Annotated in this window: 19 protein-coding genes; 8 read left to right on the forward strand and 11 right to left on the reverse strand. The window is 45.8% G+C overall.

What is annotated here, in order from left to right:
* Positions 1 to 23: 23 nt before the first annotated feature.
* The 3 genes from IM475_RS08905 (at position 24) to thrC (ending at position 2,309) form a co-directional block, all read left to right on the forward strand.
* Positions 24 to 767: a peptidylprolyl isomerase gene (locus IM475_RS08905; protein ID WP_287727325.1), complete on the forward strand. Its 744-nt coding sequence runs from the start codon at positions 24 to 26 to the stop codon at positions 765 to 767.
* A 91-nt stretch (positions 768 to 858) separates the two neighbouring features.
* The gene (locus IM475_RS22960; RefSeq protein ID WP_502865538.1) at positions 859 to 1,029 is read left to right on the forward strand and encodes an IS1/IS1595 family N-terminal zinc-binding domain-containing protein; all 171 of its coding nucleotides are present in this window, start codon (positions 859 to 861) and stop codon (positions 1,027 to 1,029) included.
* 170 nt (positions 1,030 to 1,199) lie between these two features.
* Positions 1,200 to 2,309 (forward strand): threonine synthase, encoded by a 1,110-nt coding sequence (gene thrC, locus IM475_RS08910; protein ID WP_008203543.1) that lies wholly within the window; start codon positions 1,200 to 1,202, stop codon positions 2,307 to 2,309.
* Between the two features lie 30 nt (positions 2,310 to 2,339).
* Here the strand turns inward: thrC and hisB are convergent, their stop codons facing one another.
* From hisB to IM475_RS08925, 3 genes are all read right to left on the reverse strand, one after another.
* The gene (gene hisB, locus IM475_RS08915) at positions 2,340 to 2,969 is read right to left on the reverse strand and encodes an imidazoleglycerol-phosphate dehydratase HisB (protein WP_002801689.1); all 630 of its coding nucleotides are present in this window, start codon (positions 2,967 to 2,969) and stop codon (positions 2,340 to 2,342) included.
* A 213-nt stretch (positions 2,970 to 3,182) separates the two neighbouring features.
* Complete coding sequence (locus IM475_RS08920; protein ID WP_287727326.1) at positions 3,183 to 4,697, reverse strand: energy transducer TonB; 1,515 nt, start codon at positions 4,695 to 4,697, stop codon at positions 3,183 to 3,185.
* 165 nt (positions 4,698 to 4,862) lie between these two features.
* Positions 4,863 to 5,522: a hypothetical protein gene (locus IM475_RS08925; RefSeq protein ID WP_287657849.1), complete on the reverse strand. Its 660-nt coding sequence runs from the start codon at positions 5,520 to 5,522 to the stop codon at positions 4,863 to 4,865.
* Between the two features lie 477 nt (positions 5,523 to 5,999).
* On the opposite strand from IM475_RS08925, the gene IM475_RS08930 reads away from it, so the two are divergent.
* Positions 6,000 to 6,212 (forward strand): CAB/ELIP/HLIP family chlorophyll-binding protein, encoded by a 213-nt coding sequence (locus tag IM475_RS08930; RefSeq protein WP_002801686.1) that lies wholly within the window; start codon positions 6,000 to 6,002, stop codon positions 6,210 to 6,212.
* A gap of 58 nt (positions 6,213 to 6,270) precedes the next feature.
* Here IM475_RS08930 and dapF read toward each other — a convergent pair whose 3' ends face one another.
* Complete coding sequence (gene dapF, locus IM475_RS08935) at positions 6,271 to 7,116, reverse strand: diaminopimelate epimerase (RefSeq protein WP_287657850.1); 846 nt, start codon at positions 7,114 to 7,116, stop codon at positions 6,271 to 6,273.
* A 61-nt stretch (positions 7,117 to 7,177) separates the two neighbouring features.
* Between dapF and IM475_RS08940 the strand changes: the two genes are divergently transcribed.
* Positions 7,178 to 7,390, forward strand: coding sequence for an Hfq-related RNA-binding protein (locus IM475_RS08940; protein ID WP_045357091.1), 213 nt, complete (start codon positions 7,178 to 7,180; stop codon positions 7,388 to 7,390).
* A gap of 318 nt (positions 7,391 to 7,708) precedes the next feature.
* On the opposite strand, the gene IM475_RS08945 is transcribed toward IM475_RS08940, so the two are convergent.
* A complete protein-coding gene (locus tag IM475_RS08945; protein ID WP_287727327.1) occupies positions 7,709 to 7,975 on the reverse strand; it encodes a hypothetical protein in 267 nt (88 codons plus the stop codon).
* Positions 7,976 to 8,052: 77 nt separating this feature from the next.
* Complete coding sequence (locus tag IM475_RS08950) at positions 8,053 to 10,518, reverse strand: ATP-dependent Clp protease ATP-binding subunit (RefSeq protein ID WP_002732350.1); 2,466 nt, start codon at positions 10,516 to 10,518, stop codon at positions 8,053 to 8,055.
* A gap of 464 nt (positions 10,519 to 10,982) precedes the next feature.
* Here IM475_RS08950 and IM475_RS08955 point away from each other — a divergent pair, with 464 nt between their 5' ends.
* Complete coding sequence (locus IM475_RS08955) at positions 10,983 to 11,756, forward strand: hypothetical protein (RefSeq protein WP_104397033.1); 774 nt, start codon at positions 10,983 to 10,985, stop codon at positions 11,754 to 11,756.
* Between the two features lie 879 nt (positions 11,757 to 12,635).
* Here IM475_RS08955 and IM475_RS08960 read toward each other — a convergent pair.
* The 4 genes from IM475_RS08960 to rimI all read right to left on the reverse strand — a co-directional run bounded on the left by IM475_RS08960 (position 12,636) and on the right by rimI (position 15,754).
* A complete protein-coding gene (locus IM475_RS08960; protein ID WP_287659498.1) occupies positions 12,636 to 13,142 on the reverse strand; it encodes a DUF1269 domain-containing protein in 507 nt (168 codons plus the stop codon).
* Between the two features lie 96 nt (positions 13,143 to 13,238).
* A complete protein-coding gene (locus IM475_RS08965; protein WP_287727328.1) occupies positions 13,239 to 13,856 on the reverse strand; it encodes a CP12 domain-containing protein in 618 nt (205 codons plus the stop codon).
* Positions 13,857 to 13,946: 90 nt separating this feature from the next.
* The gene (locus tag IM475_RS08970) at positions 13,947 to 15,137 is read right to left on the reverse strand and encodes a glycosyltransferase family 4 protein (RefSeq protein WP_287659499.1); all 1,191 of its coding nucleotides are present in this window, start codon (positions 15,135 to 15,137) and stop codon (positions 13,947 to 13,949) included.
* Between the two features lie 38 nt (positions 15,138 to 15,175).
* Positions 15,176 to 15,754, reverse strand: a complete 579-nt coding sequence (rimI, locus tag IM475_RS08975; protein ID WP_012268101.1) for a ribosomal protein S18-alanine N-acetyltransferase — start codon at positions 15,752 to 15,754, stop codon at positions 15,176 to 15,178.
* A gap of 694 nt (positions 15,755 to 16,448) precedes the next feature.
* On the opposite strand from rimI, the gene IM475_RS08980 reads away from it, so the two are divergent.
* Complete coding sequence (locus tag IM475_RS08980; RefSeq protein WP_287727329.1) at positions 16,449 to 17,429, forward strand: sodium-dependent bicarbonate transport family permease; 981 nt, start codon at positions 16,449 to 16,451, stop codon at positions 17,427 to 17,429.
* A 73-nt stretch (positions 17,430 to 17,502) separates the two neighbouring features.
* Positions 17,503 to 17,820, forward strand: a complete 318-nt coding sequence (locus tag IM475_RS08985; RefSeq protein ID WP_287727330.1) for a P-II family nitrogen regulator — start codon at positions 17,503 to 17,505, stop codon at positions 17,818 to 17,820.
* Positions 17,821 to 17,980: 160 nt separating this feature from the next.
* Here the strand turns inward: IM475_RS08985 and IM475_RS08990 are convergent, their stop codons facing one another.
* Positions 17,981 to 18,559, reverse strand: a complete 579-nt coding sequence (locus IM475_RS08990) for a DUF3172 domain-containing protein (RefSeq protein WP_193961675.1) — start codon at positions 18,557 to 18,559, stop codon at positions 17,981 to 17,983.
* Positions 18,560 to 18,624: the final 65 nt, after the last annotated feature.

An 18,624-nucleotide genomic window follows, 5' to 3' on the forward strand; every position in this document is an offset into this window, starting at 1 on the left:
TCTCCCGATAGAAGCTATAAAATATGGAAAATACGGTATCCCCCCTGAAAATCTTCGATCGATCTCTATCCCCCGGGGAAATTTTTTCTCTACTAGAGCGTCATCGTTTATTGATCCCGCTTGTCCGCGAGACAATCCTGGACGAGATCGTTTCGGAATATCCCTGCCCTCTCGAAGAGCAAGTCATCGCTTTTCAACAAATGCGACAGGCTACGGGACTCGATAGCGAGGAAATCTATCACGATTGGCTCGCGCGACAGGATTTAACTGCGAGAGCTTTTTACGAGATGGCGATCCGCGCTTGGCAGATCGAGCGTTTTAAAAGTCAGCACTGGGAGAATCAACTAGAGAGCTACTATCTAGAGCGCAAACGCCAGATCGATCGGGTGGTTTACTCCCTCGTCCGCGTCCGCAATCCAGGTATGGCGACAGAGATCTATTTCCGGATCGAGGAAGGGGAAGCTTCATTCGAGGAAATCGCCGAATTCTATTCCGAAGGCGAGGAAAAATACACCAGAGGGATGATCGGCCCGATCGAGATCGGTCAGGTTCATCCGGAGATCGCGCTCCGATTACAGACCGGTCAACCTGGAAAAATCCACTACCCGATCGAGTTCGGGGAATGGTCGGTGCTTCTCCGTCTCGATCATTGGCTCCCCACTCCCTTCGACGAAACTACCCGTCAGCGTTTACTCGATGAACTCTTTCAGGAGTGGCTATCCGAGCGCGCTCTAGAAAGAATCCGGGGAACGGGTACCCTCGGTTAAAACGATTGTCCGACATCCAAGACCTTGGTTTTACCGCTGCGGCTGAGAATGATGGCGTTGCATAGTCAAGATGTGAATGGAGCAAATCAAAATGCAATGCCCTGAGTCTAAATCCACCCATATTCGTAAACATGGCATCAATAAACAAGGTAAGGAAAATCATATTTGTGTCACCTGTGGCTGTCAATTTATTGATAACTATGAAAAACAGAAATTTTATGACGAAAAAGGGCAAAAAATAAGATTTATATCGATAAAATAACATTTTTTGCCTAAAAAAATCATTTATTTGCTGTTATTGCCTTTTATCTCCCCGCATCCCTGTTTTAAACCCCATGAATCCCAATCGGGCGATCGAGATTAATTTTTTGGACTGCTTATTCGATAAAATAGGAAGCTGGGCCATCTAATCAAATCTGTATCCTTAAGGCTATGACAATTATTTCTCGATCGATCCCCCAATCACCCACTAAATCCTCGTCTATCGGCGGCTGGCGCGGTTTGATCGAAGAATATCGCCAATTTCTGCCCGTAAGCAGTAAAACCCCTGTAATTACCCTCCTAGAAGGCAATACACCCCTGATCCCCGCCCCTTATCTCTCAGCACAAATCGGGCGCGATGTCAAGGTTTTTGTCAAATATGATGGTTTAAATCCCACCGGCAGCTTTAAAGACCGGGGCATGACCATGGCCATCTCGAAAGCTAAGGAAGAAGGGGCAAAAGCGGTGATTTGTGCCAGTACCGGCAACACCTCGGCGGCGGCGGCAGCCTATGCAAGAAGGGCCGGGATGCGGGCCTTTGTGATTATCCCCGACGGTTATGTGGCCTTAGGAAAATTAGCCCAAGCTTTATTGTACGGAGCGGAAGTCATCGCTATTAATGGCAACTTCGATGATGCCCTCAAGATTGTCCGCCAACTATCAGAAAATTATCCCGTAACTTTAGTCAATTCCGTCAATCCCTACCGTTTAGAGGGTCAAAAAACTGCTGCTTTCGAGATTGTCGATGTCTTGGGTAATGCCCCCGACTGGTTATGTATTCCCGTCGGTAATGCGGGCAATATTAGCGCCTATTGGATGGGATTCTGTCAGTATCACCAGATAGGCAAATGTGACCGACTGCCGAAGATGATGGGTTTTCAGGCCGCCGGGGCTGCCCCTTTTATCTCCAAACAACCGGTTGACCATCCCGAAACCCTAGCCACGGCTATCCGTATCGGCAACCCGGCTAACTGGGAAAAAGCTTGGGCCGCTAGTCACGCTAGTCAAGGGCAATTTCACGCAGTCAGTGATGAGGAAATATTGGCAGCCTATCGGATTTTAGGGGGCCAAGAGGGGGTTTTCTGTGAACCGGCCAGCGCCGCTTCTGTGGCAGGATTATTAAAAGTGCATCAACAGGTTCCCGATGGGGCCACCGTGGTGTGTGTTTTAACGGGAAATGGACTAAAAGACCCAGATTCGGCGGTAAAATACAGCAATAATCAACTAAAATCTGGGATTGCTCCCGAATTAACGCAAGTGGCTCAAATTATGGGCTTCTAAGCTAACGTCAATTCGGGTTAAGCAGTGCTTCTATAAAACTCCCTTAGAACTGGGAATTATACCGGCGCGACGGGGATCGATCGCTATGGCCCCACTCATCGCCCGGGCAAAAGCTTTAAAAGTAGCCTCAATAATATGATGGGAATTAATCCCGTCTAATTGGCGAATATGTAGGGTCATTTGACTGTGATTGACCAAAGCAACGAAAAATTCCCGCACTAGCTGAGTATCGTAGGTTCCCACTCTTTGGGTGGGAATTTCTAGACCATAACTGAGGTGGGGGCGACCGGAAAAATCGAGGGCAACCTGCACTAAAGCTTCATCGAGAGGGGCGACAAAATGCCCGAAACGGACGATCCCTTTTTTGTCTCCCAAAGCTTGTAGTAGAGCCTGTCCGAGGGTGATTCCCACGTCTTCATTGGTGTGATGGTCATCAATTTCTAGATCTCCAGTGGCACGCACATCGAGATCGATCGCAGCGTGGGAGGCGATTTGCTGCAACATATGATCAAGAAAGGGAATTCCTGTCTGGGCGCGACAATTGCCGCTACCATCAAGATCGATCGTCACCTGTACATCGGTTTCTTTGGTAGTACGACTAACCGAGGCGCGACGGCAAGGTGAGACAAAAGAATCGGGGATCTGGGAAGTGGAAATCATTTAAGTAAAAATAAGTAGGTAGCCGTTAAAAATTATCAGATGCCCCCCTTATTAAGGGGGGATTAAGGGGGGATCGGCACCCCCTTATCAAGGGGGGCAGGGGGGATCGAATCATTGACTAGGAAGATGAGAGTTTTTTTCAGTAATCAGTAAACCTAAAACTCACATCTGATAACTGATAACTGATCACTGATAACTGATCACTGAAAAGTCCTAACTTTCTGGTTCAGTTTTAGCTTCCGCCGGCGGACCGGGGGGCAAGGCTTCCCCGCCCAGGGGTTGAGGATTTTGGCTAGTGGGGGGACTAGCGGGGGAAACCTCCGGCTGATTGAGAGCGGGGGTTTGGGGAGGAGTGTCTGGGGCTTTTTGCTCGATTATCGCTTCTTTGGGCGGTTCTTGCTGGGTTGGGGCCGGATTTGGACTTGTGGCTGCGGGTGGCTTGACGTTATCCGGTTGGGGACTAACGGCGGGTTGCGGCGGTTGATTGGGACGAAGCGGGGTTTCAATTGCTGGCGTTACAGGGGGGGAGTTACGCGTATTGAGGTTACTACCCTCTGGTTTTGGAGGATTAGCGATCGCACCTCGGCACACTTCCGGGTTAGGGGCAAAACTGACTCGCACCTGATAGATTCTCGACTCACCACTGGGATTATTAAAACGAGTTGATCTCACTTCCCCAGCCGCCTGTTGATTGAAAATCGGGAAGCCAGCACTTTTAATTAACTGGGGTTCACTGCTGAGGCGGCCTTGGGCATCCACCGTCACCCCATAAACCGCCGTCCCCGCTAATTGACGGGAACAAGCCGTGGCGGGATAATTACCAGTCAAATTGACGGTAGTTATGCCTCTGCTGCCTTGATTGGGCTGATTTAATTCATTTAAGGCGTTAGGATTAGTTTTTTGGACTCTGGCCAGCCAATCCACCTGATTTCTCATGGCCTCCTCGTTACTGGTATTGCTTTTGTCCGCCTCCAGGGAGCGCAAACGTTCCCGCATTTCCCACATTAATTGTTGACGACGTTGTTCATCGAGGGGCGATTGACCATTCGGCTCCGACGTGCGGGCCAAGGAATTGTTTAATTGTTGCTGTGCCTGTTGCGATGCACTAAGGGGCGATTTTCGCAATCTATCTAAAGTTAGATTATCTTGGTAGGGATCAAAGTAAGGCGGCATCTGTTGGTTATTAGTCTCCCTAGGCAGATTGTTATTCTCTGACAGGGTGGGAACAGCAGGAGGACTAGGTAAACTGGGGGTAGAAGTGGGAAAATTGCGAGGAATCGGTAATCTACCCAGGGAGGGGATAGATGCCACGGGAGGAGAATAGATATTGACGGAGGGTAAAGAGGAGAGGGGAGGTAAAGCAGGTAAGGAAGGTAAGGGGGGAAGGGAAGAAACCGAGGGTAAAGGAGGTAAGGTGCTGTTATGGATGCCGTCCATGGGGGGGAGAGGAGGCAAAGAGGAAGAAGACGAATTGAGGTTAGGCAGTCCGGGTAAGCTGGACAGGGAGGAGTCAAGACTGGGAAGACGTGACTGCTCTAGAGGATTCAATTCAATCAGATTGACGTTGCGTAAATCCTTTTTTGGCTCCTGCGCTGGATTATTGAGGAAATTAGGTAAGATAATCGCTAAAAGTAGGGCATGAATACCAAGAGAAGCGGCGAACGAAAGATTATTAGAGTTAATTAGTTTATTTTCTTCGGTTTCTAGACCAAAATAGGAGGATGTCATAATTTAGTTAATTGAGCAGAGCCTTGAGGGGAAAAGTTAACTCTATTTTAATCGTCAGGGCGATTTTTTTTTCTTGAGGGCGGGCAATTAATTGGTGTCAGTACCCCACCACCCCACACCTAACACCCCACACCCTGTCCCCACGAAAAACTTTTTCAGCCAACCCTACTTAGACTGTGAGCGAGCCACAGCTTTTAATTTGGGATATAATTCCGAAGGGTCTAACAAAGGGATAAACTCATCGATTACTGGCTTAAAATTAGCTGGAAAATTCTCCCTAGTTCCATGACCGTTAGGCGATTTAGGCAATGATTCTAATTCGGGGAATTTGGGCGTTTCCGGGGTTAACTGCGAGAATAATTCCTCCACATTACTCATACCTTTGCGAGGATCATTAAAAAGAGAAGTTTCTAAGTTGAGTAAAGAATCTTCACTTGTGGCTTCCGCTTGTGGCTCTGGACAAGGCCGCTCAAGGGTGGGAGAAAGTATATTGACCTGTTCCTGTTGAGGGATAAATACTGGTTTTTTGCCATTTAACTGGGAATCTGGCAAGTTTTTACAAACCAAGCGCTCGAATTCCCCCGTAAAATGAAAGGTAGGATGGCCGCGACGGTGCCAAATTTTGAGAATTTCCTCCACCGAAATGACTTTGTAACGTCCCTGATAGAGTGCCTCTAAAATCGCCATGCGAATCCAATTTAGCGAATAGGTGGGCAACCAGCGCTCGATTAATTCTTGCGCTTTATATCCTCTCATTTCAAATCGATATTGGTTGAGTATAGTCGCTATCTGCATGAGGTTGATCTCTGGGCTAATCTCTGCCATAGAATTTACAAAAACAGTGAGCGCAATCGTTACGGCTACTAGGCACTCTATATATTAAGATTCTATTCAGGTTTTTCCTAGTGGTTTTTACCTATTCTCCCCACACTTACCCATTCGGCGCATCTCCACTCAAGGTAAGTTGACTCTCTAGGGTCGGGTTCGCTTTTGGTGGCAATTTATCCCCCGCTAACTCCTGCACGGTTTAACGGGACTCCTCTGGCGACCTTAAGATAGTTTTTGTCTTTTCCCTGATTAGGCGATCGAGTTTATACCTCTTTGGTACCACAATCTGACTAATTTGTCAAGAAAAAGGCAAAATTTCATCGATAAACCCAGAGGAGATAGAACTATAGCACTACCCTGACAGCCTACCCGATCGAGGTTTTCTGAGTCCCCAAAAATTTTTTGTTAAAATTTGCAACATAACTTAACAATGTGTTACACTTCTTAACACAAGCATACAAAAGGAGCCTCCCCATGACTGCCCGCGGCTACACCACCGAAGAACAAGGAAGACTGAATAATTTTGCTGTCGAACCGAAAATGTACGTTGATAGTTCCAGCGGTCTCGGTTTTACCAAAAAAGCTGAAAAATTGAATGGCAGACTAGCTATGATTGGCTTTGTCTCTCTTTTGGCCATTGAAGTGTTAACCGGTAAAGGAATTATTGCTTGGATTACCAGTCTCTAAGAATTAACAATCCCGTCGCGCTGTTCGGGGAGTTCAGTCCCCGTCCAGACGGGGTGATTCAGATAGCATAAATGCCCTCAAAAACAGCTTTAGCAGGACCTGTCATGTAAACCCGGTTATCGGTTTGGGACCAGTGAATCTGAAGACAACCACCGGGGAGTTCCACGGTACAGATGCGATCGCATTTGTCCGTTAACACGGCCGCCACTACCACAGCACAAGCACCGGTGCCGCAAGCGAGAGTAATTCCCGCTCCTCTTTCCCAGACACGCATCTTCATATAATCTGGCGCGATTACCTCCACGAACTCCACATTAGTCCGCTGGGGAAAAACCGGGTGATGCTCGAATTTTGGCCCGATAGTTTCTAGGGGAATAGAGGCGAGATCATCCACAAAAGTGACACAGTGGGGATTACCCATACTAACGCAAGTAACTAACCAATCTTTACCCTCTACCTCTAGGGGAACCGCGAGGACTTTTTCTGACCCCTTGACCAAGGTGGTGGGGATTTCACGGCCGAGGAGTTGCGGCGGCCCCATATCGACCGTTACCTGTTCATTGGCTTCTAAACGGGGAATGATAGTTCCTGCTAGAGTATGAATGCGATAGGTGCGGCCAATGGCGTTGTTAGCCTCTAAACGGGCGATAAATTGGGCTAGACAGCGAATACCGTTACCACACATCTCCGGTTCTGAACCATCGGAGTTGAAAATTCTCATGGTGTAGTCGGTTTCCGCTTGGCCAGGAAGCGCAAAAATCACGCCATCGGCACCGATGCCAAAATGTCGATCGCACATAGCCACGGCCATTTCCGCTGTGATCAGGGGTTCGGGACTGTGACGGTTATCTATCAAAATAAAATCATTGCCCAGGCCTTGATATTTGGTAAAGGGGATTTTCATCGTCAATAAAAGCTGCTCAACAGGAATAATAGAGGATGAACACCTCATCGATAAACTTATTATGTCTCAATTCGATCCTGGTCTGCCGAGTGTCAAACAAGTACAGAGCTATATTCAAGAGAAACGGGAAGTAGAAATTAAGTTAAGCACCGATGATCTGCTCGTTGGTCGCATCCTTTGGCAAGATGTTAACTGTCTATACCTAGTTGATCACTACGATAAACCCACTTTAATTTGGCAACAGTCTCTAGTTTATTTAAGACCTAAAGCCTAGTAGGAAATCAGACCCATCAAAAATTCATTATCCACATCTAGACTTTTATCCCAATATTCCTGTCTTAATTTTTGCACTCTTTCTGTTGCTTTTGCGGATGGGTGCAGAGTTTTTTTGCAGTTTATTCTCATTAGCTATCGATAATAAGTAAGTATTTATAATTAAATTGAAGATAGATTTTGCCTCTGATCCCCCCTGCCCCCCTTGATAAGGGGGGTGTCTGACAACTTTTAACACCTACCTACTTATTATATTCTACTTCATCTTTATTTTAAGCTTTTATACTGGAAAATAGCCATAAATAGACGATTATTATAGCTATTCAAGGTTATTTTCTCCTTCTTCTAGAACAGGTATCGAGTTTTCTGCCGTCAAAATGTCAGGAATATCACCTAAACTAGCAGTTTGATACACCTGTTCATTTCTAGCAAATAAATTGCTCATATCTTGATAATAATTAGAAGTGATCGATAGCAAAGCTCCGGCAAAAATATAGAGAGGTAAAGGCAAAATAAACCCCTTAGCCCATTGATACAATTCCACCAACAAAAATAACAAAACACAACCCACAACCCAGACTTTCATCGCACTTTTTCCTGCTATTTTTACGAGAAAAGGTGAGCAAAAAGCCCACCTTTTATTTAACTAATTCCAGTGAGAATTTATTCGATCACGGGAGCGATTAACTCGCGTCTTTCACCGGAAATTACTTTCACCTTACCTTCCTCATCGATATCGACCATGGCCGTATCCCCATCAGAAACCCGTCCGGAGAGAATTTCCTCAGCCAGAACATCTTCCAATAGACGCATAATCGCACGACGTAAGGGACGAGCGCCGTAGGCCGGATTATAACCTTCCTCGATCAAGCGTTCTTTAAACTTATCGGTGACAGACAAAGTAATATTTTGTTCTGTCAGACGTTTAAACACATCCTTGAGCAGGATTTCGGCGATTTCCTTGACTTCTTCCTTATTGAGTTGACGGAAGACAATAATCTCATCAAGACGGTTGAGGAATTCTGGACGGAAATATTGTTTTAATTCCTCATTAACCAGCGATCGAATGCGATTATACTGGGCTTCGGCTTGATTATCAGCAAACTCGAAACCTAAACCACCGCCACCCTTCTCGATCACTTTAGAACCGATGTTCGAGGTCATGATCAACAGGGTATTTTTAAAGTCCACCGTGCGACCTTTGGCATCGGTCAAACGTCCATCTTCAAGGATTTGCAGAAGCATATTGAAGACATCGGGGTGAGCTTTTTCGATTTCGTCGAATAGCACCACCGTATAAGGACGACGACGCACCGCTTCCGTTAACTGTCCCCCTTCGTTGTAACCAACGTAACCCGGAGGCGAACCGATTAACTTAGAAACCGTGTGCCGTTCCATGTATTCCGACATATCGAGACGGATCATCGCATCTTCGGAACCAAAGAAATAAGCGGCCAGAGCCTTAGTTAACTCGGTTTTACCCACCCCCGTTGGACCGGAGAAGATAAAGGAAGCAATCGGACGGTTGGGATTTTTCAGACCGACGCGAGCGCGACGAATGGCACGAGACACCGCTTTAACCGCGTCCTCTTGACCGATGAGACGCTGATGCAGGGTATCTTCCATGTGCAGCAGTTTCTCGGATTCGGTTTCGGTCAGTTTGTTGACGGGAACCCCAGTCCAAGAAGCGACGATGTGGGCGATTTCCTCGGCATCGACAAAGGGTTCATCGTTGCCATCTTCGCCTTTTTTGGTGGAAGCGAGATTCCGGATCTGGGTTTTGATTTCCATTTCCCGATCGCGCAATTCCCCAGCTTTCTCGAAGTCCTGACCGCGCACCGCGTCATCTTTTTGTTTGAGAATTTGCCGCAGTTCCTTGTCTAATTCCTTGGCTGCCGGTGGCAATTGGGAATTAATCAAGCGCACTCTCGAACCAGCTTCATCGATTAAATCGATCGCCTTGTCTGGTAAGAAGCGATCACTAATGTAGCGATCGGACAATTTCGCCGCCGCTTCTAGCGCTTCGTCTAAGATTTTTAGTTTGTGGTGCTGTTCGTAGCGTTCCCGGAGACCGTAGAGAATTTCGATCGTTTCTTCTACGGAGGGTTCACCGACCATAACCGGTTGAAAACGTCTTTCTAGAGCCGCATCCCGTTCGATATGTTTGCGATACTCATCCAAGGTCGTCGCCCCGATACATTGCAGTTCTCCCCGGGCTAAAGCTGGTTTGAGAATATTGGCTGCATCGATCGCCCCTTCGGCTGCCCCGGCACCGATGAGAGTATGAACTTCATCGATAACAAGGACGACGTTACCCGCTTGGCGAATTTCGTCCATGATTTTTTTGAGGCGTTCCTCAAATTCGCCGCGATACTTGGTTCCCGCCACTAACAAGCCGATATCGAGGGTGACAACCCGTTTTTCTTCGAGAATGTCGGGAATATCCTTGTTAGCAATGCGTTGGGCCAATCCTTCTGCGATCGCTGTTTTACCTACCCCCGGTTCCCCGATTAGGACTGGGTTATTTTTGGTACGACGACCGAGAATTTGGATGACGCGCTCGATTTCCTTTTGCCGGCCGACTACGGGATCGAGTTTACCCTCGCTGGCCATTTGGGTGAGATTGGAACCGAATTCATCAAGAGTGGGGGTTTTAGTGCGACCTTGGGAAGATGAACCAGCGGCCACTTCGGCGGTTTCCCCTAACATTCTGATCACCTGGGTGCGAACTTTCGAGAGATCCACGCCGAGATTTTCCAGAACCCTAGCGGCCACACCTTCCCCTTCGCGAATTAGTCCTAAAAGGAGATGTTCTGTGCCAATATAGTTATGGCCCAGTTGACGGGCTTCTTCGAGGGAGAGTTCTAAAACTCGTTTGGCTCTGGGGGTGAAGGGAATTTCCACGGCTACGAATCCGGAACCGCGACCGATGATTTTCTCCACCTCCACGCGCGCATCTTTGAGATTGACACCCATGGACTTGAGGACTTTGGCGGCAACTCCCGTTCCCTCTCCAATTAGTCCTAGTAAAATCTGCTCTGTTCCCACGAAGTTATGGCCAAGGCGGCGGGCTTCTTCTTGGGCGAGCATGATTACTTTAATGGCTTTTTCCGTAAATCTTTCAAACATAGCCTATCCATCACCTACACAAGCGACCCTAGATATGCTGATTTTAGCACGGCTTTTTAGTTTAGCTGTCTCTCAGTGATCAGTTATTGGGGAGCGGCTATTAGTTATAGTAGTTGTAGCTCTGAAGATTTTTTCTGGGGTCAATCGGTCTCAGCTGACTTGCGGAGATGCCCGGAATCTCCCGGATTATGGTTTTGTCCCCCTGGAAACCTGCTGATAAGTTGTTCACCGTTGCATAATCCCCCAGGCTCGTGGTCATCCCCATCTCTCGATCGCTCGACTATTGATCGCCCATTTTCAGACCAAAACTCGAAGTATAAGCAGATTAAATATTACTACCTATTGACAAATTAGTATATGTGTTGTAAGACCGGGTGACATACAGAAAGTTGACCCATATCCTTGCTTTGGAGACTGTTATGCAGAAAGTTTCTGTATAATATGTAGTTATACCGATTAGAGCCATGACCAGAGAAAGCCAAAAACTTTACGAGCTAAACGTAGTCAAGCTATTTCGTGATGCAGGAGGATTGAGCCACTACGCAGAACTGCACGTGCCAGATCACCTGGAAAGACCCGATATCATAGCAAGAATTGATTCTATTACGATTGGAATCGAAATCAGGAATCTATTCAATGACGAGAAAGAGGGGTCTGGCAGTCGCGACCGTAAGCGTCGTGGCATATATGAATCTGTAGTTAAAACTTGTTCCCATATTCATTCAAGGCGTAGCGACAAATGGATTGATGTCCAGGTATCCTTTAGCAGTTATCGTGATGCTGACCTGATCGCAAGGCGAGAAAGAAAAATAGCTGAGATGCTAGTGAAATTGGTTGAGAAGTATGATCCTAAAATTGGAGATTATTTCACCTTGCGTGCTGAAAAGTTGTGGGGGCCGGATTGGCCTGAAGAAATCGACTATGTTCGCGTAATGCGACTTGAAGGGGATCACCCCCCTCATTGGAGTTACACAGATAGCTTTTGGGTCGGTGAAACAACAGACGAACTAATACAGAATGCGCTTGACGACAAAGAACGGAATATTCTGAAATGGCGTGATGGATTTGATGAGGCATTGCTTTTACTTGTCTTAGATGGCAGCGTCGGCGCAAGTATGCTTCGCCCGCATGAGCAGTTGATGAATAATGAGTATCTAAGCTCTTTTGATCGAGCCTGCGTCATGGAGTTCGATGGGAAGAGTTACAGAGAACTGCGTCTGCGAAGAGCTAAGGTATAACGCACTGCGATCGCAATCTTGTAGGGTGCGTTCCCTAAAACAACTTCTACCGCTTCAGCGATCGATTTTGGGGAACGCACCATGCACATTGATTGAAGCTGTGAGTCTAAGCTTCGTGGGTTGGGTTGAGCGAAACAAGACTGGGGCGAAAATAGCTCAATTCGCTTGAAAAAGCGTAACCCAACCACCCCAAAGGTTACTCTTTGTTGGGTTTCCTTGGGTCAACCCAACCTACAATAATTGCTTGCCCCTTGCAAAATAGTGCGATGCCAAAGGCACTGCGTAGCAGAGCGCAATCTTGTAGGGTGAGTTCCCTAATCTGGCTCCTACTGCTCCTACCAATAGACATCTCCAAAAATTATAACCCAGTCACAGTTTGCTTTTAGCCTGTGTACTAATTAAGTGGTTCGATAGCTGAAATGTATATCTATCGTTGCTAATTCAATTTCACTGAAAAAATATGAGGCAATTAAAATAATTTTTATTCGGGTAGATTCCTTAACTAGAGAGACTTTTGATCTTGAGATAATATTAGGTCGATGTCTATTGGGGACAAGGATAATATGACCGAAGCGGCTAAAGTTATTCTAGAATACGGCTTAATCACCTTACAATTGCCGATTATCTAGGCGGTGGTTAATCCCGATAATTATCGCTCAATTCGTGTCACCGAAAGATTAGAAATGCAATCAATGGGATTAACGAATAAATACTACGACACTGAAGCACTTTTATTCTCGATCAAAGCTTAAAGTTCATTAATAATTATTGATTGTTTCTTATTTTATAGCTGCTGTGGTTGTGAGACTAAACCCATTCTTGCTCAAAAAGTAAAAAGGGAAATATATTCCCTTTTTCTGGCTTTTATGGACCCATATCCTAAACGATTTCGGGTTTAACACCTCTTTGGTCGAGAATTTTCTGTAATTCTGCTTCGTCGGTTTTGGTCAAAGAAGTGCGTAATACTTTACCTCCGTAGGGGGCCACTTCATCGAGGACCTTATCGGGGGTAACTTTTTGGACGAGAACAAAGAGAGCAGATGTACCGGGCTGCATGGTTTCTCCCAATTCCCGCATAAAATTGTCATCCACACCGATATCACTTAAAGCACCTCCCAAAGCGCCACCAGCAGCACCGAGGACGGCCCCTAATAAAGGGGAGAAAAAGAGCATTCCGATTAATAATCCCCAGAAACTGCCACTAGCGGCTCCCGCTGCCGTTAAATTGACCGCTTGCTTGAGTTTAATCTCGCCATCTTTGTTTTTAACCACTACGGCGGCATCTTCTAGCTCGATGAGATGTTCCCGTTGCAGTTTAGCCAAAGTTAAACGAACTTCTTCTGCTTTAAATTCGTCCTCATAGGCGATGACAAATAGATCAGCCATAGTTTTTCCTCGATTATTAACAAATAAAACCTTTATACACTACTTTTGCCGGATTAAAAGTTTGAGGTATCGGAGAATACCGAAAACCCATGGGGATTAGGTGTCATAAATACGCGCTTCAAAAGCATCGGGATTTTCTTGACAGTATTCCTCAAAATAGGTTTTTTCCGGTTTTTTAGCGCGTTGGTGTGCCAATTCTGCCTGTAATTCCTCAACAATATCCCAAGCTGCAGCACAATCGGGAGAATTTCCCCCTTTTTCAGCACATACTGCCCGGGCAATATCTCTAGCTTTGATAATCTCCGCTTCTAAATCAAGACTGCGGGGCTTTTCGACGGCGTTACCTTTATGGAGGATGTCACTAACAGAGATAACACCGAGTAAACCGCCTTTAATTACCGGTGCGAAACGAATACCGGTATTAGCAAATAAGCGGGCCACATATTCAACCCCGAGGTCGGGATTAATCACGATGCAGGGTTTGCTCATCACTTCATAGACGCGCACATTTTGCGGATCTTGACCGAAAGCGACGACTTTATAGACAATATCGGTTTCGGTGATAATTCCGTAAGCATCTTCATCGTGACGACGATCAACAATGAGAGTTCTAATGTTCTTTTCTCTCATCAATTGTACCGCTTTGGCAACGGTTTCAGAACCCTTAATCTTGGCCACCTCCGTGGTCATAATTTCAGCTGCTTTCATAGTCATATTTGGAGAAGTTAAGTTGTGCCTTTGTTATTTTAGGGTATAAACTGGCCTCTAATACTGACGGCTGACGGCTAAAAAACCGCTCCCTGATTAACGCCATTCTACCAGTTGTCGTTCTTGGACAACCAAACCATATACTGTCTCGGTTTGACGGGCTAAATTCGCCCAATGAAAGCGTTTTTCTAGGTCTTCATAGGCGTTATTAACTAATTTTTGAGCGTATTCGGGATTATTTAAAACCTCTAAAATGCCCCAAGCGAGGGAATCAGGATTATTGACGCGGGTGACAATTCCCGTTTGGCCATGACGGACAACTTCGGGAAAACCGCAGGTATCGGAAACTACCACGGGAACCCTAGCGGCGAAACTTTCCAGGGCGACAATGCCAAAAGGTTCGTAAAGACTGGGAAAAACGGCACAATCGGCCACGGTTTGGAAGCGATCGAGGTTTTCATCGGACATAAAGCCCGTAAAATAACAATGATGCCAGATACCGAGATGCCAGGCCTGTTGTTTGAGTTTGTCGGTATTGCCGCCACCGATAATGACAAATTTAGTTTGACCCTCGGTCTGGGCCAGGACTTTTGGGGCAGCGTTGAGTAACACCGAAACCCCCTTTTCAAAGGTCATACGCCCGACGTAATAGACGATTTTTTCGTGATCTTGGGCATATTGACGACGAAAAGCTCGGTAATCAAAGTTAGGGTCTCTTTGCTTTTTCTCGGCCCGAATACCGTTATAAACCACATCGATTTTATCCCAGGGTGCACCCAAAGCCCGATGGACTTCATGACGCATATAGCCAGTGCAGACGATAATGCGCCAAGCATTATAGACGAGGGTTCCCTCTTTGCCGGCGATATAGCGTTGGGTGTCGGTGTGCAGTCCGTTATAACGTCCGTATTCCGTGGCGTGAATAGTGGCAATCAGGGGTATTTTAAAGAGATGTTTCATGGCAATGGCCGCATCCCCTACCAACCAATCGTGGGCATGAACAAGGTCAAATTTTCCGTATTCGGCGATTAGTTTGCCGCCCTGTTGCCCCATGCTGTTATTCATGTTGACCACCCAATGGAAAAAGTCATTGCCGGGGGGTACGGGGACGCGGTGGATGTGAATGCCTTCGACCAGTTCGTAACTGGGGGCCTGACCGAATTCGATCGTGATTAAATGGACTTCATGACCGAGTTTGACGATTTCGGGATAGAGTTCAGCGACATGACGGGCGATACCGCCCACTAATCGCGGTGGAAATTCCCACGCCAACACTAAAATCCTCATTTTTCCCTAACCTCGACCTGATTTAAGCTTGTAAGTAATCATTGCATCCCCATGGTATCTATTTTGGCTCTGGTTTCTTCCTCTAATTGCCACTCTCCCCGCACCAGTCTGGAAAGGATTTCTTGTCGCCACTTGCTTAATTGTTCCTGAAAAGCGGCCGTTTGTAGATCGTTGCGCCAGAAAATTAGGGCTGATTCGCCAGTTTGCGGATAATAATTTTTACGCTCTCCAGCGATGCGGAAGCCAAAATGCTCGTAGAGCGCGATCGCTGACTGGTTCGATACCCTCACCTCTAGCGTAGCCCTTTCCAGTTGTCTTTGTACAGCCTTCTCCAGAAGTTTGTAGAGAAGTAGTTTTCCTAATCCTTGTCTTTGATAGTCGGGATAAATTGCCAGGAGGGTAATATGCGCTTCTTCGAGAATTGCCCAAAAACAAGCCAATCCGATTAGGGTTTCGCTATCCCGGTCCAGGGTAAGAATTAATAATTCACTGTTGGGGCTGTCTAATTCCCGTTGATATCCCGATAACGTCCAGATACCGCCGAGACTGGTGCGATCGAGTGCCACCATGGCGGCAAGATGCTCTGATTTTGGGGTTTTAAGCTGGATTTTTGCCATTGATCGGGGAAGGGAGCAGGGTGTGGGGTGTGGGGTGTGGGGTGTGGGGAGAAGGGAGAATAAATAAAAATAATCTCCTGTCTCCTGAATCCTGTCTCCTGAATCCAATAGTAGATGTGGGATTTTTGCAGGAGTTCTATTTTCTGACAAATATAAGCAAAAGTTATTTATTGACTCCAAAAACTTGAGAATATTTAAATTAACATTCCGCAATATTTATAAATTCTTAAGAATTAATTGAGAAAGATTTTTATTTAACAACGATGTTATCATAGTTACAGCGATTTTACTGAATTTCATAATGGGTTATTCTGTGCTTTTTTGGGCAGCAAAGGTTGAAACCTTTGCCACACCTAGAAGGTAATCCCAATTAAGACGGTTAAATCAGTCAATTTCACCCACAACGATGATCTTTTTTTTGTGTAGTTTTATTGCAAAAAAAAAGTTTTTTTGACAAAAGGCACAAAGTATGATATTAACCCAAGTGATTCCTGGCTGCGAGTAATTATTGTAGAGGGGGAGAGGGGAGAAAAGCTGACGGTTTCAAGATAACTGATCACCGATCACTGAAACATCACCCATCTTAATTTTTTTGGGCGGCCATCGTTAAGCGTTTTAATCCGGTTCTTAACATTTTCCCAGTATTCCCAAAATCGAATAGTATAGATTGAAATAACTCAATGTACGCAAACCTATGGATGGCAGCTTAATCCTGTTCAATATTCTCAATCCGCCGGTTTTGTTCTTTTTCTTGGGAATGCTGGCAGTATTTTTTAAATCCGACCTAGAGATTCCCCAACCACTGCCTAAACTCTTTTCTCTCTATCTTTTGATGGCGATTGGTTTCAAGGGAGGTTATGAACTAGCGGAAAGTGGCATCAATAACCAAATCGCTTTAACTTTGATTGCCTCTGTGGTTATGGCTTGCATCGTTCCCATTTACACTTTCTTTATCCTGAAAATTAAACTCGATAGTGCCAATGCATCAGCGATCGCCGCAGCCTATGGTTCCATTAGTGCCGTTACTTTCATCACCGCCAGTTCTTTTTTAGAAAAACTTCATATTTCCTATGGCGGTCACATGGTAGCGGCCTTAGCTTTAATGGAATCGCCGGCGATTGTAGTGGGTTTAATCCTGGTGCGAGTCTTTAAAGAGAAAAATGGCGAAGAAGAAGCGTTTTCTTGGTCAAAAGTTTTACATGAAGCCTTTTTAAATGGTTCGGTATTTCTCTTAGTCGGTAGTGTTATTATTGGTATGCTCACGGGGGAAAAAGGTTGGGAAAAATTAGAACCTTTCACTCAAGAGATTTTTTATGGTGCGTTAACTTTCTTTCTCCTGGATATGGGATTAGTGGCGGCGAAAAGAATCCGAGAATTAGGCAAAACTGGTTCTTTTCTCATCGGTTTCTCGGTGTTCATTCCCTTTATCAATGCTATGGTGGGAATTCTCATCGCTAAGGTTCTCGGATTTGAACAGGGCAATGCTTTATTATTCGCTGTTTTGTGTGCCAGTGCCTCTTATATTGCTGTTCCTGCGGCCATGAGAATGACTGTTCCTGAAGCTAATCCTAGTTTATACGTTTCTATGGCCTTGGCTTTAACTTTTCCCTTCAATATCATCATCGGTATTCCTCTGTACCTAGAGATGATCAAAATTATTGGCTGCGGAGTCTAAAAGGCCCGGCGGTTTTTAAATAATTCCTGTCAAAATTTTTCTCTTGCACTTGTCCCTTTTTTACTTAACTACCATGCTTGAATCCCCTCATCCTTCCCTACAAACTGTCAAAAAAGTAGACATAATTGTTAGTCATGCTTTTCTGGAAGAAACCTTAAGCGTTCTTGATGTTGTCGGAGTTTCCGGTTATACCGTCTTTGGCAGTACTTCGGGAAAAGGTGATCGAGGTTTATCCTGTGATGACTTGGATTGTGATTACAGTGGTAACTACATTATGACGGTTTGTAATAGTGACGAACAACTTGGTCGTCTGATCGATAAAATTCAGCCTTTTTTAAAAAAAGCCGGCGGAATTTTTGTGGTGACTACGGCCCAATGGCTAACTCATTAGACCTCTTGTAAAAATCAAAAATTGTCGTAGTTAATTAGGAGTCAGTCCCGATGAAAAAATTTCACCCCCACAGATAAAAGAGGTTTCCTTCCCTACACCCCACACCCCACACCCCACACCCTCTTTCAAGTCAGCAGTCAGGAGAAAGATATTTTCTGGTTTAGAATTTATCTGTATCTGGTCTGGGGCCAACAGCACCGGCGGGATTAACAAAAAGATTGCCCCCGGCTTCATTTTGGAAGATACAATCGATTTTCGGTTTGCCTTCCAAGGGGCCGGTATAACCAAAGGTATTCATCCGGTTTTTACAACTTTGTACCTGCTGTCCATCGACTAATTTTTGTTGTTCTAAAATTGACCAGTTATTGCGTCGCAAAACGCAACCGGGTTGCATGACTGGTTGGGTAACAAAAACATTAAAGGGGTTAAGAGTGACATAAACCCGCAAATCGGTGACAATGGCACTAGCCCCAAATTGCACGCATAATTCTGCATTGGGGGCGCTGCGATCAATTACTTCTCGGGAAGCGACGTTTTCGGGGCTAAAATTAGCGGTAGAACTGAATACCAGACCGAGACCCACTCCTAGTACAAAAATACCACCAATCAGGGCGATCATGGCATAGTTTAATTTTGCTAATAGGCCCCCAGCAGCCGAAGCGCGGGAGTCATCGCCATAGGATCGGTCATAATCACGATCGCGCGATCGGGGAGGAGTATAACGAGGTCTTCTATTCATAGAAATTTCTGATGTGGCTGCTATGGCGGTCAGTCGTTAGCTATTAGCTGATCATTGTTCTATCC

Origin of the sequence: Microcystis sp. M061S2 (assembly GCF_020245605.1) — a bacterium.
In the GTDB taxonomy this organism is placed as follows: Bacteria; Cyanobacteriota; Cyanobacteriia; order Cyanobacteriales; family Microcystaceae; genus Microcystis.